The 15,798-nt window shown below is 34.3% G+C and carries 15 protein-coding genes, 1 tRNA gene and 2 pseudogenes; 6 read left to right on the top strand and 12 right to left on the bottom strand.

Annotated features, from left to right (window positions below; all coding sequences use genetic code 11):
* Positions 1-34: 34 nt before the first annotated feature.
* Positions 35-796 (bottom strand): phosphatidylcholine synthase, encoded by a 762-nt coding sequence (gene pcsA / locus T420_RS0102880; RefSeq protein ID WP_026501124.1) that lies wholly within the window; start codon positions 794-796, stop codon positions 35-37.
* Positions 797-990: 194 nt separating this feature from the next.
* On the opposite strand from pcsA, the gene T420_RS0102885 reads away from it, so the two are divergent.
* From T420_RS0102885 to T420_RS0102900, 4 genes are all read left to right on the top strand, one after another.
* Positions 991-2,211, top strand: coding sequence for a UbiH/UbiF family hydroxylase (locus T420_RS0102885; RefSeq protein ID WP_013545086.1), 1,221 nt, complete (start codon positions 991-993; stop codon positions 2,209-2,211).
* 196 nt (positions 2,212-2,407) lie between these two features.
* Positions 2,408-2,755: a hypothetical protein gene (locus T420_RS0102890; RefSeq protein ID WP_026501125.1), complete on the top strand. Its 348-nt coding sequence runs from the start codon at positions 2,408-2,410 to the stop codon at positions 2,753-2,755.
* Positions 2,733-3,038, top strand: coding sequence for a hypothetical protein (locus tag T420_RS0102895; RefSeq protein ID WP_026501126.1), 306 nt, complete (start codon positions 2,733-2,735; stop codon positions 3,036-3,038). The genes T420_RS0102890 and T420_RS0102895 overlap by 23 nt, the downstream gene beginning before the upstream one ends.
* A 321-nt stretch (positions 3,039-3,359) precedes the next feature.
* A tRNA-Ser gene (locus T420_RS0102900) sits at positions 3,360-3,449 on the top strand.
* Positions 3,450-3,733: 284 nt separating this feature from the next.
* Here T420_RS0102900 and T420_RS07605 read toward each other — a convergent pair.
* The 8 genes and pseudogenes from T420_RS07605 to T420_RS0102935 form a co-directional block, all read right to left on the bottom strand.
* A pseudogene (locus T420_RS07605) lies at positions 3,734-3,941 on the bottom strand (hypothetical protein).
* Positions 3,874-4,066 (bottom strand): annotated as a pseudogene (locus T420_RS07505) (hypothetical protein). Before T420_RS07505 ends, T420_RS07605 begins: the two co-directional pseudogenes overlap by 68 nt.
* Before the next feature lie 482 nt (positions 4,067-4,548).
* Entirely contained in the window at positions 4,549-4,950 is a 402-nt protein-coding gene (locus tag T420_RS0102910; RefSeq protein ID WP_013545089.1) for an SUF system Fe-S cluster assembly protein, read from the bottom strand.
* Positions 4,943-6,187 (bottom strand): cysteine desulfurase, encoded by a 1,245-nt coding sequence (locus tag T420_RS0102915; RefSeq protein ID WP_013545090.1) that lies wholly within the window; start codon positions 6,185-6,187, stop codon positions 4,943-4,945. The genes T420_RS0102910 and T420_RS0102915 overlap by 8 nt, the downstream gene beginning before the upstream one ends.
* 10 nt (positions 6,188-6,197) lie before the next feature.
* Positions 6,198-7,466, bottom strand: coding sequence for a Fe-S cluster assembly protein SufD (gene sufD, locus T420_RS0102920; protein WP_013545091.1), 1,269 nt, complete (start codon positions 7,464-7,466; stop codon positions 6,198-6,200).
* 18 nt (positions 7,467-7,484) lie between these two features.
* A complete protein-coding gene (sufC, locus tag T420_RS0102925) occupies positions 7,485-8,240 on the bottom strand; it encodes a Fe-S cluster assembly ATPase SufC (protein WP_013545092.1) in 756 nt (251 codons plus the stop codon).
* A gap of 41 nt (positions 8,241-8,281) precedes the next feature.
* Complete coding sequence (gene sufB, locus T420_RS0102930) at positions 8,282-9,793, bottom strand: Fe-S cluster assembly protein SufB (protein WP_013545093.1); 1,512 nt, start codon at positions 9,791-9,793, stop codon at positions 8,282-8,284.
* A 157-nt stretch (positions 9,794-9,950) separates the two neighbouring features.
* Entirely contained in the window at positions 9,951-11,099 is a 1,149-nt protein-coding gene (locus tag T420_RS0102935; protein WP_013545094.1) for a cysteine desulfurase family protein, read from the bottom strand.
* Positions 11,100-11,280: 181 nt separating this feature from the next.
* Here T420_RS0102935 and T420_RS0102940 point away from each other — a divergent pair, with 181 nt between their 5' ends.
* Positions 11,281-11,967: an alpha/beta hydrolase gene (locus T420_RS0102940; RefSeq protein WP_013545095.1), complete on the top strand. Its 687-nt coding sequence runs from the start codon at positions 11,281-11,283 to the stop codon at positions 11,965-11,967.
* A gap of 454 nt (positions 11,968-12,421) precedes the next feature.
* Here the strand turns inward: T420_RS0102940 and T420_RS0102945 are convergent, their stop codons facing one another.
* The 3 genes from T420_RS0102945 to T420_RS0102955 all read right to left on the bottom strand — a co-directional run bounded on the left by T420_RS0102945 (position 12,422) and on the right by T420_RS0102955 (position 14,223).
* On the bottom strand, positions 12,422-13,195 hold the full coding sequence (locus tag T420_RS0102945; protein WP_013545096.1) for an alpha/beta fold hydrolase: 774 nt from the start codon (positions 13,193-13,195) through the stop codon (positions 12,422-12,424).
* A 39-nt stretch (positions 13,196-13,234) separates the two neighbouring features.
* Entirely contained in the window at positions 13,235-13,363 is a 129-nt protein-coding gene (locus T420_RS07575; protein WP_013545097.1) for a hypothetical protein, read from the bottom strand.
* A 284-nt stretch (positions 13,364-13,647) separates the two neighbouring features.
* A complete protein-coding gene (locus T420_RS0102955; RefSeq protein WP_026501127.1) occupies positions 13,648-14,223 on the bottom strand; it encodes a cold-shock protein in 576 nt (191 codons plus the stop codon).
* 329 nt (positions 14,224-14,552) lie between these two features.
* Between T420_RS0102955 and T420_RS0102960 the strand changes: the two genes are divergently transcribed.
* The gene (locus tag T420_RS0102960) at positions 14,553-15,722 is read left to right on the top strand and encodes an ABC transporter substrate-binding protein (protein WP_013545099.1); all 1,170 of its coding nucleotides are present in this window, start codon (positions 14,553-14,555) and stop codon (positions 15,720-15,722) included.
* The last annotated feature ends 76 nt before the right edge of the window (positions 15,723-15,798 follow it).

A 15,798-nucleotide genomic window follows, 5' to 3' on the forward strand; every position in this document is an offset into this window, starting at 1 on the left:
ATATTATGGAACTTTTTAATTTAAGAGAATTATATTATTTTTTATAATTTTTTGTACCTAATTCTGGGAAAAATTGCATAACAACACCAATACAATAAATGTAAAAACCAGTAATTGAAATTCCAACTTTAATCCAACTTGGAACATTTAGCTGATAAAAAAATGCAGCTATACCAAAACAGCACCATATAAGAAAGATTGGAAAATTAAGCATACGTAATCGGATAACTCTCACTGGATGTATAAAATAAATGGGCAAAAAAGACAAAATTGCCGATAAAGAAATAATAATGAAAGCAATCCATTCTCCTGGTCTTACCACAAAAAGCATAAAAACCATCATATTCCAAACTACAGGAAATCCTTTAAAAAAATTTTCCTCAGTTTTCATTCCAGTATCTGCGTAGTAAATAGCTGATGAAATGACAATAATAGCACTTAATATAAATGATAATTTAGGATCCATAAAACCACTTTGATAAAGCGCAAAGGCCGGAACTAAAACATAAGTTACATAATCAATAATACTATCCAATATTTCACCAGACCATGTCGGAAGTATACATTTTATATCCAATTTACGTGCAATTGGCCCATCGATTCCATCAACAAAAAGAGCAAGTCCGAGCCAAAAAAACATAGCAACCCATTCTTTTTCAGATGCAGATATCAGAGAAAGAAATGCCAAGAATGAACCTGAGGCTGTTAGTAAGTGAACAGAAAAGGCTTTTGCTTGCGATACTGTTATTACTCTGGGATATAATCTATCCCTGTTAATTTTAATGTTAGGTTTCAAAGTTTTTCTATCCTAAATTTAGAGTTCTTATTTATTTTCTCAAACGCTGTTATTTTATGACTGATATCTAAAAAGAGTACAAGATATATGATTACTTTATTTATATCGTAATATTTATTTAGGTAATATAATAAGATATGACTTATTTGAAGATGTGTTATAATGAATTATTATCAAGAAAGCTTAGAACAATCGTGATATCCAAAAAAAATACGCATAAAAACATTGCTGTCATTGGTGCAGGTCAAATTGGCATGTTGGCAGCACTTAATCTTGCTCGTAAAGGCCATTCTGTATCTCTGATTGGTCCACATGCAAACGTAGATGAATTACGAACAACTACTATTATGATGCCTACAATCCATATGCTGCAAACACTCAATATTTGGAACACTATAAAACGTTATGCAGCAGCCTTATATTCAATTAGAATTATTGATATAACATCTCAGCTTGTACGAGCTCCTACCGTAAATTTTCACTCGACTGAAATTGGCGAAAAAGCTTTTGGTTATAATGTACCTAATTTAAAATTAAACGACGCTTTAATCAATGCTATTAAATGCACACCAAATATTATCAGGTTTTTTTCTTCAGCAAAATCCTTTGATCATCAAAAAGATCATATTTGCATTACTCTTGAAGATGATAAAGTTATTCAAACACCACTTATTGTTGCAGCTGATGGACGTCACTCTCCAACAAGAGCAGCCGCTGGAATTATTACCAAACAATGGAATTATCCACAAATAGCACTTGTGTCCAACTTTTTACATAATTTACCTCATCAAAATATATCAACTGAATTTTATACAAAAGACGGTCTTTTTACACAGGTTCCTTTACCAGGTAATAAATCTAGTCTTATATGGATTGTTACCCCCTCTCGCGCTGAAAAAATTTTGAATATGAAATTAGAAGCAATTGCAAAAATGATTGAAAATCAAATGCAATCCCTCCTTGGTGAAATAAAAATAGAAACTAAAATTCAAACATGGCCTCTTTTAGGTCTTATTCCTAATCTCTTCGCTGCTAAAAGAATAATTTTAGTCGGTGAAGCAGCCCATGTTTTCCCTCCCATTGGTGCACAGGGATTTAATCTAGGAATGCGTGATATTCAAACTTTAGTTGATCTTATACCCGATGAAATATCTGCTGCTGATTTCAAAAAAATCACGACGAATTATAATCAATATCGTAAATGTGATATATTTATTCGGAGTGGAACGGTTCATGCACTTAGCTATACTTTTCTCTCCAATCTGCTTCCTGTTCATATTTTACGCAGCGCCGGACTTGAATTGTTGCGTAATTGCTCACCATTACGTAATTTATTTATGCGAGAAGGAATGAATTATGGTTATGGCTTAAAAGCAATTGTGAGTATGTTTACAAAAAAATCACCTAATAATTAGGCTGAATGCTGAATAATGAGAAAAATAAATAATAGAAATTAAGAAGTTCTGGTTCTCAAAACAACCCAAACAAGGGCTAAGTATATAAGCATAATATTAAAAATAAAATAGCTAGGGAACTCGTTAAGAATAAAAGGGTTAAGTTAGTATGAAAGTAAATATTTGAAAGAATTATTTCAATCACAATGGTAACATAATGAGATTAAATAAATTTTTGAGATCAATTATTCTTTTTATAATGATTGTTTGTATCTCCCCTATAGTCATAGCAGCTGTACCAATAGAAGTTCATTATGATCCCTATTGTCAAACATCCAAGTATATTTCCTTTCAAAAAACCACCAAAGCAGGAAAAAACTCATTCACTGCTTCACAAATCAGAAATCGCCTTATGGAAAATGGTTTTAAAAATATTAAACGATTACGTTTAGATGATAAAGGTATTTGGCGTGCTTTAGTAGAATTTAAAAAGCGTTATTTTCTTATATCAGTTGATTATTCTGGAACAATTAATATTCAAAATGAAAGAAAAAAATATGATTAATTCGAAAACTTACAGCGATGTTAACTCAAGCAATTTTGCAAGAAATTCTTTGAAAAAGTTTTATCCTTATATTAAAGATTCGGCATTTATCGGAGCTCTCAATGGTAGCCTATCAGGAGCACTTGCAGCAATTCTTGCGAATTATGGTTATATCGCTCTTCCAGGATTTGGCCCAATTATCGCAATAGGTATAAGCGTAGCACTTCCTGCTGGCATGATAATTGGGATTACGATAGGATCAATCATAGGTATCATTATTAGTATTTTTTTCAGTTTTTTTTAAGTAATGTGTATACCTTGTAATAATTGATTTTTTTTAAGTTTTGTGATAAATAGAAAATTTTAATTACTTACATATAATACTTAGTAACGAAGCTGGAGTGCTGGAGCAGGAATATGGTAGTCATCAGAGATGAACATCAAAAATATATTCACCTCTTATAACTTTAAATTATAGCTCTTTTCTGATAATAGTAATATTATTTTATCGATAATTTTTATTCATTTTGACAAAAATATTAATTTAATTAAAACGCTTAAATTCAATTTTAGGTTATTGACCTTTTAAAAGAACCTTGTAAAAAGTATAATTGTATTTATTTTTGGAGGGGTGGTCGAGTGGTTTAAGGCACCGGTCTTGAAAACCGGCGTGCAGGGAGCTGTACCGTGGGTTCGAATCCCACCCCCTCCGCCATACATCAATAAAATCAATGAGTTACATATTGTAGCTTTTTGATGGTTCATTTTCGTATCAATAGCGAGGATCTTGGTATGTTTCATTCTTTGAGATGGCTCAATTTATAACAAGTTCTAATTCTTTAAGACCGATTGTTTTAGATGAGCAAAAACATCGTGTAGAGAGTTTCTATGGGGATTATCAGATCAAGAACCAAGAAACATAAAATGAGTACTCCCCTCCCCACTTCATATAATGAAACACTTATTTTCAAATTTTGGTAGGTCGTAGCTATCGTTTTTCTAGCTATGTTTCCACCCACACAAGCGCTCACCCTGTTTATTATGCTTTAAGATATCTCTTGCTAAATCAGAGCTGATTGCCTGAAGATCTTGCTGTTTTAGATAAATTGGCAACCAACCAACACAAGAAGCGTGCTTATTTATTTATCTCGTAACCAGAGAGAAAGCTCAGCACGCACATCAGCATCACTTTTCTTGTTAATTTCATTTTCTATTTTTTTGTTTTTGCTGCTCAACTCTTTTGCCGAAATAAAAAGCTCTTGTGACAGAGATCAAAAAAGCTGCTAAAGCCGCCACCGTTATCATCAAACGTCTTTTCATCCACAAAATCATAAGCGTTGTTCATGAAAGCGCTTAGCAATGAACATTTATGGTCTAAAGGGGCTTTGGCTCTTTTTTTGGGCTTGGTGGTTTATTAGCAGGCAATAGTTCCATCCAATGGGCTTAGCAACAATTATGGTTTTTTAGCTGCCTGTTGTGGGATAAGTTTTTGCGGAACCGTTTTATAAAATAATTTCGAGCCTTTCTAAAAGAAAGATAAAATCCTATTCCCGTACATTTATTTTATGTCCCTAACACCTTAAAAAAAGATAAGTAAAATCAAAGCACTAATTACATGAATTTAGGGATTCAAAATCCACCCCCTCCGCCATTAGTGTTTTTGTTTTTAAATGATATACCCAAAAGGAGAGAATCAATCAGATAAGCCCTTGCTCAATTGGTAGAGGTGATGTAGCACGTATAAACTGGGGTATTATTGCGGTATTATTAAATAATAAACCGTTCTTGTTATGTTATAAATCTAATTCTCTGTTTTAGTACCATCCGACAGCAATTTGTGCTTCTTCTGACATACATTCAGGTGTCCAAGGAGGATCAAATGTCATGATCACTTCAACACTTAGGACGCCTTCAACTGCGCTTACAGCATTTTCCACCCAGCCTGGCATCTCACCTGCAACAGGGCATCCAGGGGCTGTAAGTGTCATTTCAATTTTCACTGAACGATCATCTTCAATATCAATCCGATAAATCAATCCTAATTCATAAATATCAGCAGGTATTTCCGGATCGTAGACTGTTTTAAGAGCAGTAATAATATCACTTGTCAGACGATTAATTTCATCTTCTGGAATTACTGATAAACAAGATTTTTTCTCTTCACCTTCTATACCAACAGGTTCAGCCGAATGACATTTTTTAATTAATCTAACCATTAAAAAATATCCTTGCTCTTTCTAATGCTTCAACCAATTGATCGATATCTTCGCGATTACTATACATTGCTAATGATGCACGACAGATCGATGTCAACCCCAAATGTCGCAATAAAGGCTGTGCACAATGTGTTCCTGCACGTATAGCAACTCCCTGTCGATCAGCAAACATAGCAACATCATGTGCATGGATACCTTCAAGCTCAAAGGATATAATAGCACCTTTGTTAAGGGCACGTCCATAGATACGTAATGACTGGACTGATTCAAGGCTTTCATGAGCATAATTTAAAAGTGCCATTTCATGTGTATAAATAGCATCTCTATCCTTTTCTTTTATATAATCGATAGCTGCTGCTAACCCAATAGCCTCAACTATGGGAGGAGTGCCAGCTTCAAAACGATATGGAGGAGCATTATAATAAACCTTATCAAGTGTTACCTCCTCAAGCATTTGTCCTCCGCCCTGAAAAGGACGCATTTCTTCTAGCCGACATTTTTTACCATAAAGAACACCAATACCTGTAGGGCCATAAATTTTATGACCAGTAAAAACATACCAATCACAGTCAAGATCTTGCATATCAACTGTTAAATGTGCAGCTCCTTGAGAACCATCAACAAGAACAGGAATAGCATTTTGATGTGCTAACTTAACTATTTCTTTAATAGGAGACACGCTTCCCAATATATTGGACATATGTGTAATAGCAACAAGACGTGTTCTATCACTTAAAGCTCTTTGAAAATCTTCAATATGTAAAGCACCATCCTCATCAACTGGTACAAAAATAAGCTTCACACCTTTCTGTTCACGAATAAAATGCCAAGGAATAATATTTGAATGATGCTCCATAATAGTGAGAATAATTTCATCACCTTCATTTAATTTAGACATCCCCCAACCATAAGCTACAGTGTTAATAGCTTCTGTTGCGCCTTTCGTAAAGACAATTTCTTCGACTATTTGAGCGTTTAAAAAAGCCCGAACTGTTTCACGGGCATCTTCATAAAATTGTGTTGCTGTATTTGATAAAGAATGCATTCCTCGATGTACATTAGCATAATGATATCGATAAAAATTATCCATGACATTAAGAACTGATAGCGGTTTTTGAGCAGAAGCTCCGCTATCAAGATAAGCTAATCGCTTACCATAAATATTATTTTGCAAAATAGGAAAATCACATCGAATTTCTTCTACATTATAATTCAACGTTTTTACATTATTTTCCATTTTTTCTGCCTTAGACGTTCTTTTCTAACCATTTACTAATGATATTACTCAAAATAGTGTGGATGCTATCTTGCTTAATGTCATCTATTAATTCTGAGATAAATCCTTTTACCAAAAGTTCACAGGCAATTTTAAAAGAGATACCACGCGCCATTAGATAAAAAAGATGATCATAATTAATTTTAGTAACTGTTGCTCCATGGGAGCAAGCAACATCATCAGCAAAAATTTCTAGTTCAGGTTTTACATCAAATTCTGCATCATCTGAAATAATAAGACTATTGCAAGCCATACGAGCATCTGTTTCTTGCGCTTTTTGTGCAACACGTATTACCCCTTGAAAAGCACCATGTGCCTTATCTGTAACAACATTACGTACAATTTCTCTTGAAATTGATTTTTCTTCAACATGGCGAACTGTCATCGTAAGATCACTATGCGTTTTTCCAGATAATAAATTTATTGCTCGTAATTGAAAATTAGATTTTTTTCCCAACAACTCAATATCAATTTCTTGACGATTAAGTTGGCTACCTATATTAATTACATAAAGCTTTAATTCAGCATCTTCAGCAAGCAAAGCACGAAATTGGCCAAATTGGGTAGCATTGCTCCCCCTATCACGGATAAGAATCCATGTTACACTGCTATTAGCAGCGAGATTTAATGAAAATACTGAACTAACGAAAGTATCTTTATCATTGCCGATTTGGCGTTCAATAATTACAGCCTGACTATTTTTTCCAACTTTGATACGTGAAAAAGTATGTGACTGCCCTCCCATTTGAATATTTTGCAATTCAATCGGCGCATCCAATTTAGTATTGTCAGAAATATTGAAAAGCCAACCATCTGTAACGAAAGCTGTATTTAATTGTCCAATAAAATTTTCATCAGAAATAGTTGAATTTATTTCAGCGCTATTTTTATCAAATGCCGTTGCAAGATGTTCTACTTCAACACCTGCTATTTTACTTAGCGTAAGCGCTTTACCATTTTCAATAGAAAAAACAATATTTTCTGGAAGTAATGTATCAATCGACTGTTCACTGTTAAATTCTGAAAAATCACTCACAGATTTTAATAAAACGCGTAAATTAGTATAATGCCAATACTCCATTTTGCGCGAAGGAAGGCGCGTTTTTTGAAATAATTCAATAGCCTTCTTACGTATAACTTGAATTGTTTCATTACCCGGTAAATCATCAATACGTTGATTAAAATTATTGATAATATCTTCTTCAACTGCTATCAATTTTGGTTGTGAGTTTGTGCTCATATTCAATAACCTCAAACCTCAGGCAGTTTTACTGATAATATCAGCATACCCATTTTGTTCTAAATACAGTGCCAAAGATTTATCTCCACTTTTAATAATACGGCCTTTATAAAGAACATGCACTGTATCAGGCGTAATATAATCAAGAAGACGTTGATAATGAGTAATAACTAAAAATGAGCGTTCCTGATTACGAAGCTTATTAACACCATCTGCAACAATTTTTAAGGCGTCAATATCTAAGCCAGAATCGGTTTCATCTAAAATACAAAGCTTAGGTTCAAGCAAAATCATTTGAAGAATTTCAGTACGCTTTTTTTCTCCACCTGAAAAACCAACATTCAGTGAACGTTTAAGCATAGCCATATCTATTTCAAGGTCAGAAGCAATTTCTTTAACATACTGAATAAATTCAGAAATCTTAAGCTCTTTATCACCCCGAGCTTTACGTTGAGAATTTATTGCAACTTTTAAAAATTCCATTGTTGCAACACCAGGTATTTCCATTGGATATTGAAATGCCAAAAAAATACCGTACACTGCGCGCTCTGTTGGACTCATTTCTAAAATGGATTGTCCATTATAAAGAATATCACCTTCTGTTACTTCATAATCATCCCGACCAGAAAGCAAATAAGATAAAGTAGATTTTCCCGCTCCATTTTGCCCCATAATAGCAGCTACCTCACCATCTTGAATGGTTAAGTTTAAACCGGAAATGACTTCTGTATTAGTTCCAGCAATACGGGCGTGCAAACTCTTGATTTCTAACATAATTTAATCCTGTTGTTGCTGTATTTTATTTAATAAGCAATTTAGCCTACACTGCCTTCAAGGCTAATGCCGATTAGTTTCTGCGCTTCAACAGCAAATTCCATTGGTAATTGTTGAATAACTTCTTTTACAAACCCATTGACGATCAACGCAATTGCCTCTTCTTCAGGAATCCCCCGTTGCATAACATAAAAAATTTGATCATCAGAGATCTTTGATGTTGTTGCCTCATGTTCAAACTGAGCTGTTGCATTTTTTGCCTCAATATAGGGTACTGTATGGGCACTACAATCATTACCAATTAACAAACTATCGCATTGAGTAAAATTACGTGCATTTTTAGCTTTTTTATGTGCAGTAACTTGTCCACGATAAGTATTACTTGAAAAACCAGCAGAAATTCCCTTTGAGATAATACGACTTGATGTATTTTCTCCTAAATGAATCATTTTTGTACCGGAATCAATTTGTTGATGACCATTTGCAACAGCAATAGAATAAAATTCTCCACGTGAGTTATTACCCCGTAATAAACAAGATGGATATTTCCAAGTAATCGCAGAACCAGTTTCAATTTGTGTCCATGAAATTTTGGAATTATCTCCTCTACAATCTCCTCGTTTAGTTACAAAATTATAGATACCCCCCTTTCCTTCTTTATCACCAGGATACCAATTTTGTACCGTTGAATATTTAATTTCTGCATTTTTTAGAGAGATAAGCTCGACAACAGCAGCGTGTAATTGATTTTCATCACGCTGAGGTGCAGTACACCCTTCCAAATAAGAGACATATGAATTTTCATCTGCGATGATCAATGTTCGCTCAAATTGTCCTGTATTGCGTTCGTTAATCCTGAAATAGGCTGAAAGTTCCATAGGACAACGCACTCCTTTGGGAATATAAACAAACGAACCATCTGTAAAAACAGCAGCATTTAAGGCAGCGTAATAATTATCACCAGCTGGAACAACTGCTCCTAAATATTCCTGAATAAAAGCAGGATGTTCAATGATAGCCTCTGAAATAGAACAAAAAATGACGCCTGCACGTGCTAGTTCTTCTTTAAATGTTGTCACAATCGAAACAGAATCAAAGACTGCATCAACAGCTACTCGCCCTGATGCATAGATATTATCATCGGATGTAGAAAGATCTGTCTGTTTTTTTACCCCTGCTAAAATTTCCTGCTCTTTTAAGGGAATACCAAGTTTTTCATAAGTTGCCAATAATTCAGGATCAACCTCATCTAAAGATTTTGGTCCTGTATGATTTTTAGGAGCAGCGTAATAATAAAGTTCTTGAAAATTGATTTTTGGATATTTAATTCGTGCCCAATGAGGTATTTCCATTGTAGACCACCTATGAAAAGCTTGCAAACGCCATGTCAACATCCATTCAGGCTCACATTTTTTAGCAGAAATGAATCGGATAATATCCTCATTTAACCCTTTTGGAGCCTTGTCCATTTCAATATTAGTTTCAAAACCATATTTATATTGATCAACGTCTATTTCACGTACCTGGCGTATTGTTTCCTGCACTGCCGGCATCGGCTTTCTCCATTTTTTGTCGGTATCAAAAACCGGTGATCAAAGATAAGAACTTATTTTCTTCACAAAATTAAAACACGCGGTTTATATGGAAAATGGGAAAATTTCAATCAAGCTTACTCAATTTTTTTAGAATAGTGCTCAATTTCTTAAACAATTAACTCTGTTTTTTGTTATCTATAATTTGAGAAAAAATCAATAAAAAATCATCAATATCTTTAGAAGTTGTACAACGTCCTGTTGAAACACGGATCGCACCATTTAATACATGGTATCCCATTGCTTCCAAAACTTTGCTTTGTTTCACTTTTCCTGAAAAGCAAGCAGAACCTGATGATACAGAAAATCCTGCTAAATCAAAACTAATTTGCATTGTTTCAGCTTTTATACCTTGTACAGTAAAATAAGTAGTATTTGGCAAACGTTGAACATCTTTGCCAAAAATTGTAACATCATGACTAATTTTTTTTAAACCATCTTCCAATCTGTTACGTAAATAGATTAATTGTTTTATTTCTTCTTGAGTAAAAGAATCCGCCATTGCTGCTCCAAAAGAAGCAATAAGTGGTAAAGCTTCTGTTCCTCCACGGTATCCTTTTTCTTGTCCACCAGCAGTAATAAGAGGACAAGGCATGAGAAGATTGCTACATGAAACAAATGCGCCAATTCCTTTAGGCCCTCCAATTTTATGGCCTGATAGTATAAAAAAATCACCTCCAAAATGATTAATATCAATGAGATGTTTATCTATATATTGGACTAAATCAACAATGAGAATACCTCCAGCATCCCGAACAATAGCAGCTATTTCTTGAATATTTTGAATAACACCAGTTTCACCATTTGCAGCTTGAATAGCGATAAGAGGTAGACCTTTTGCTTTATCATGAGCCATTAATAAGGATTTTAACTTATCCTGCTGGATCAGGCCATGCTGATCAACGTCAATTACGCTAATCAATTCTTTAGAAAAACGTCCCCCTTCTGCAATAGATGGATGTTCACTCGCACCGATATAAAGATGAGAAAATTGGACTTCAGAACGTCCCATATGATAAAATGGTGTTAACAGAGTCATTGCTGCTTCACTTGCACCAGATGTAAATACAACATGATCCGGATTTGCCTTGAGTCTATCAGCAATTTGCCTACGAGATTTCTGTAAAAGCGCTTTAGCAGCGCGTCCTTCTGCATGAACAGATGACGGATTACCGAATATCTCTAAAGATTCTAATAATGCCGTTCGCGCCATTTTTGTGAGCGGTGTTGTTGCATTATGATCAAGATAGCGGCGTTTTACAGCCATTTTAAATCCTAATTATCTATCCTACAAATTGATTAAAAAAAATAATGCAATTTTCTTGAAAAACACATTTAAAAAAGGATATCTATCGATTAATTAAAGAAAATACCCAAAGAAGGTGGATTTTATTGTAAAAGTCGACCAAGGTCAATGAAAACATTCATAGCGTTTTAAGGAGCATTTAATGCCAGAAATCATTTTTAATGGTCCCGCAGGTCGTCTTGAAGGACGTTATCAACCTTCTCAACAAAAAAATGCTCCAATTGCAATTGTCCTGCATCCTCATCCTCAATTCGGTGGAACAATGAATAATAAAATTGTTTATGATTTATTTTACATGTTTCAACAACGTGGTTTTACTACACTGCGTTTCAATTTTCGTGGTATTGGCCGAAGTCAAGGAGAATTTGATTATGGGACGGGAGAACTTTCAGATGCCGCCGCTGCCCTTGACTGGGTACAAACACAGCATCCTAATTCTAAAAATTGTTGGGTAGCTGGCTATTCGTTTGGTGCTTGGATTGGAATGCAACTTCTAATGCGCAGACCTGAAATTGAGAGCTTTATATCTGTTGCTCCGCAACCGAATATTTACGACTTTTCATTTCTTGCTCCTTGTCCTTCATCTGGCTTAATAATTCATGGTGACATCGACAAAGTTGCACCCTCGAAAGATGTTCAGAATCTTGTAGATAAGCTAAAAATGCAAAAAGGTATTACTATAACACAAGAAATCCTAAAAGGAGCAAATCACTTTTTCAGTGGATGTAATAAAGAACTTATAGAACGATGTGCACAATATTTAGATTGTCATATTGAAAGGGATTTATCAACTCTTTCCTCGCGTGAAATACCTGCACTTTTAAAATAATAAAATTACTAAATAAACAAAGTGAACTGAATTTTGAAGCATTATCTACAACAAATAAAAAGAGCGCTTATTTTTTGAAAATAGTAAAGCGGAATTAAATAAAGATGATAAATTTAGGTATTGCTATCTATCCTTGAGACTTTACACTTTCAACGTATCTAAGAAGATCATAGCAAAGCTCATTATCTTAGTCCATCAAATAAGTGTTTTTTATGGACTCATAACATAAATCTAAAATCTTACAAATAACTTCAATAAACAAAATGAAAATCTTAGTTTTTGTAGAAACTGTCCACAATGGCTAGAGTAAAATCCTAAAAACAGAAAACTCGCATACAAAAAGTACAAATGAAAACGCAAATCTATAAAAGTATTGCGTATTGTACCCCTACTTTCTCTTGTTGTGTTATCTTAAAGATAATAATGGGCCCTTTATTTATATCTTTAAAGCCTTTTAAACAATAGGATGACGAGCAAGAAAATCAATAACACCTTTTTTATAGACTTTATCTCCAACAGCAAGCATATGATCACGACCAGGAATTTGTAACGCCTCGCCACGTGGTAACAAAGCTGCTAATGGTTCAGCCTCACCACTAATTTCATCCAATGAACCAACTGCAACAAGTGCAGGTTGTTTAATTTCACGTACTTCAGACTCTGTTAATTCCTGCTTTGATGTCATGATACAAACAGCAAGAGCATGTCTATCACTTTTAGTTTGATCTACAAATTTGCGAAACATCAAACCACGCGGATTGGTAATAGTTGAAATATCTTCTGCCAGAAGAGCCTGGGCAACAGGCTCCCAATCACCTGCCCCTGTTACCATACCAATTCCTAAACCACCAAAAACAACACTATGGACATATGTTGGATATAAAAAAGCCATAAATGCACTAATCCGAGCTCCCATAGAATATCCCATAACATGAGCTTTGGATAACCCTAAATGTTGGAGCAACTTAACCGCATCACTAGCCATAGCTTGAGGCGTATAACATAAAGGATCATAACTCTTATCCGAATCACCATGACCACGATTATCAAAAGCAATAACACGATAACCTGCTTCAACAAGGCTACGAAACCAACCTGTTGCACACCAATTAACACGTGCAGAAGATCCAAAACCATGAATCAATAAAATAGGAGTACCCTGCCCTTCTTCACGGTAAGCAAAACGAAAACTATCGTGTTCAAAAAAATGAATCTCTTCTACTGTCATGTTTTATTACTTTCATATTTCTCATAAATACAGGATGTATCACAATTGTCTCTTCCTTATCTTTTTATCTGCAACCCCACCAGCATTAAGCTCAATAGCAAAAGCTGCAAAGCCATCCACATTAAACATTTCTTGTTTATCTTCTGATATATCTTTATCTGCTAGCATATTATTGAGAAAATTCCTAAATAACATTGAACGATTGCAAGGAAAATGAGTACGATACATCAAACCAGCACTTGCTTGAACTTTGGAAAACGTAATCTCTACCTCATAAAAATTATATTCTGTTTTGTATTGATTATTAGATAAGCGGAATTAATAGGAATCTTTATAGGTTTTCCTGCCATATTCTGACTCCGCATGATTATTAATTCGTTTAAATATTTTTAAAAATAAAGCATAAAGCTTTAAAAACAGAAACACAATTCCTACCTTGTGATACCAGAAATTTAATTTGTAACAAATGGAAGCGCTATATCAGGATAAATTTCTGCTGTCATCAAACCTTTTTCTCCCTTACCAAAACGCACAAGAACAACCTGACCAGAACGGAGTTCTGCTAAACCAAAACGACGTAATGTTTCCATATGAATGAAAATATCCTCTGTTCCCTGCCCTCGGCTAAGGAAGCCAAACCCTTTTTCACGATTAAACCACTTAACAATTGCACGCTCTAAACCACTTTCAGGGATTACTACAACATGTGTACGCGCTGGAATTTCTGAAGGATGAGTAGCTGATGAACAATCAATAGACTTAACTTGGATACACTTTAATCCTCTCTCAGTTTGTTTTACAACACAAACAACTTTAGCTCCTTCTAAAGCTGTTTGAAAACCATCTCGCCGCATCACGGTCACATGCAATAATATATCAGGAAGATCCGAAAAATCAGGAACAATAAACCCATAGCCCTTACTGCCATCAAACCATTTAATGACACCACTAATTTCAATAATTTCACCACAAACACTGAGATTATCTTCGGCTAGAGAATAATCTTTTAATGTATCCTTACTTGTCATAACCAAACGTGATCCTGTAGGTTTGAATTCTACAAATTGATTCTTCTGCGTAAGTAGACATTGTAGTTACATCAACAAGCAAGACCTAAGATAAGATTTCCCCATATTGTCGCATCTACTTTGTAATGTCAGCTCATAAATCATAAAATTTCATCCAAAAAGTTTATACACATCACGCATAATAAAAAAATGATAATTTAAAGACTTTTCGTGCACACTTCGTACACACTGATCAATTTTATAGATGTATAACTTGCATAACAATAAAGTTCAAGATAATGTCTAAAGTTTATGATAAAATTATAATTGAAAATAAGGAAAAGTGCGCAATGCAACTGAGGAAAATCCTTACAGTAGCTTTTATGACAATGGCATTTCTAACAAATGCCTCTGCGAAAGATCCTATTAAAATTGGTGTTTATCTTCCATTAACGGGACAAAATGCGTTTGGAGGACAACTTGAACTTAAAGGTATACAGATAGCACATAAAAAAACTCCAGAAATACTAGGACGCAAAGTTGAGCTAATTGTTGTTGATAATAAATCTGATAAAGTAGAAGCAGCCAATGCTGTCGTACGTTTAACTGCTCATGACAAAGTTAATGGAATCATCGGAACTTATGGCTCTTCATTGTCATTAGCAGGTGGAGAAGTATCTGAAAAAGCAAAAACACCTACTATCGCAACTTCATCAACAAATTTATTCGTTACACAAGGTAAAAAATATTATTTTCGTGCATGTTTCACTGACTCCTATCAAGGTATAGGTGCTGCAACTTATGCAGCTGAAACTTTACATGCAAAAAAAGCAGCTATCTTAAAAGATATATCTAGCGACTATGCAATTGGTCTTGCACGTTATTTTATCAGTTCATTTAAAAAATTGGGTGGTGAAGTTATTTCAAACTTAAATTATAATTCTGGAGATCAAGATTTCTCAGCCGCTCTTACACAAATTATAGCACAAGAACCTGATATCTTATTCATCCCATCTTATTTTTCTGAAGGCGCCATAATTATGAAGCAAGCACGTGAATTGGGGGCAAAATTCCGCATTATGGGTGGTGATGCTATGGACAATCCAGAAACTATTGCAATTGCAGGACAAGCTGCGGAAGGATTCTTGCACACGACACTTCCTTACGATGAGGCTACACCAAATATGTCAAAAACCGCACAAGAATTTACAAATGAATGGAAAACTGCTTATCCCAATAAACAACCAAATATCAATTCAATTTTGGGATACACAGCATATACAATGTTTATGCAAGCTATTAAAAATGCTGGCAGTGCTGATCGTGAGGAAATTACAGCTGAACTTAGCAAATTAAAAGATTTTCAAACCCCTTTTGGAACTATGTCCATAGATGAAAATCATAACCCTCAAGTTTCTATTGGTGTAATTGAAATAAAAAATGGAAAACGTATTTATTTACACGAAATACAGTCTACAGACTTAAAAAAAACAATTCAAAATAATAACTTACTCAATTGAATTATAAGACTAGTTAATATATTCCGAAACTAGATCATTTAGAGCCATCATATTTCATATAATATATAAGGTAATA

This window comes from Bartonella clarridgeiae ATCC 51734 (genome assembly GCF_000518185.1).
In the GTDB taxonomy this organism is placed as follows: domain Bacteria; phylum Pseudomonadota; class Alphaproteobacteria; order Rhizobiales; family Rhizobiaceae; genus Bartonella; species Bartonella clarridgeiae.

What these genes read in the sequence shown, in the direction of transcription:
- T420_RS0102955 (WP_026501127.1), bottom strand. Translation starts at nt 14,223, where the DNA reads ATGACAAGTAAGGATACATTAAAAGATTATTCTCTAGCCGAAGATAAT.
- T420_RS0102915 (WP_013545090.1), bottom strand. Translation starts at nt 6,187, where the DNA reads ATGGAAAATAATGTAAAAACGTTGAATTATAATGTAGAAGAAATTCGA.
- sufD (WP_013545091.1), bottom strand. Translation starts at nt 7,466, where the DNA reads ATGAGCACAAACTCACAACCAAAATTGATAGCAGTTGAAGAAGATATT.
- T420_RS07575 (WP_013545097.1), bottom strand. Translation starts at nt 13,363, where the DNA reads ATGCTAGCAGATAAAGATATATCAGAAGATAAACAAGAAATGTTTAAT.
- T420_RS0102910 (WP_013545089.1), bottom strand. Translation starts at nt 4,950, where the DNA reads ATGGTTAGATTAATTAAAAAATGTCATTCGGCTGAACCTGTTGGTATA.
- T420_RS0102890 (WP_026501125.1), top strand. Translation starts at nt 2,408, where the DNA reads ATGAGATTAAATAAATTTTTGAGATCAATTATTCTTTTTATAATGATT.
- T420_RS0102935 (WP_013545094.1), bottom strand. Translation starts at nt 11,099, where the DNA reads ATGGCTGTAAAACGCCGCTATCTTGATCATAATGCAACAACACCGCTC.
- T420_RS0102895 (WP_026501126.1), top strand. Translation starts at nt 2,733, where the DNA reads ATGAAAGAAAAAAATATGATTAATTCGAAAACTTACAGCGATGTTAAC.
- T420_RS0102960 (WP_013545099.1), top strand. Translation starts at nt 14,553, where the DNA reads ATGCAACTGAGGAAAATCCTTACAGTAGCTTTTATGACAATGGCATTT.
- sufB (WP_013545093.1), bottom strand. Translation starts at nt 9,793, where the DNA reads ATGCCGGCAGTGCAGGAAACAATACGCCAGGTACGTGAAATAGACGTT.
- sufC (WP_013545092.1), bottom strand. Translation starts at nt 8,240, where the DNA reads ATGTTAGAAATCAAGAGTTTGCACGCCCGTATTGCTGGAACTAATACA.
- T420_RS0102940 (WP_013545095.1), top strand. Translation starts at nt 11,281, where the DNA reads ATGCCAGAAATCATTTTTAATGGTCCCGCAGGTCGTCTTGAAGGACGT.
- T420_RS0102945 (WP_013545096.1), bottom strand. Translation starts at nt 13,195, where the DNA reads ATGACAGTAGAAGAGATTCATTTTTTTGAACACGATAGTTTTCGTTTT.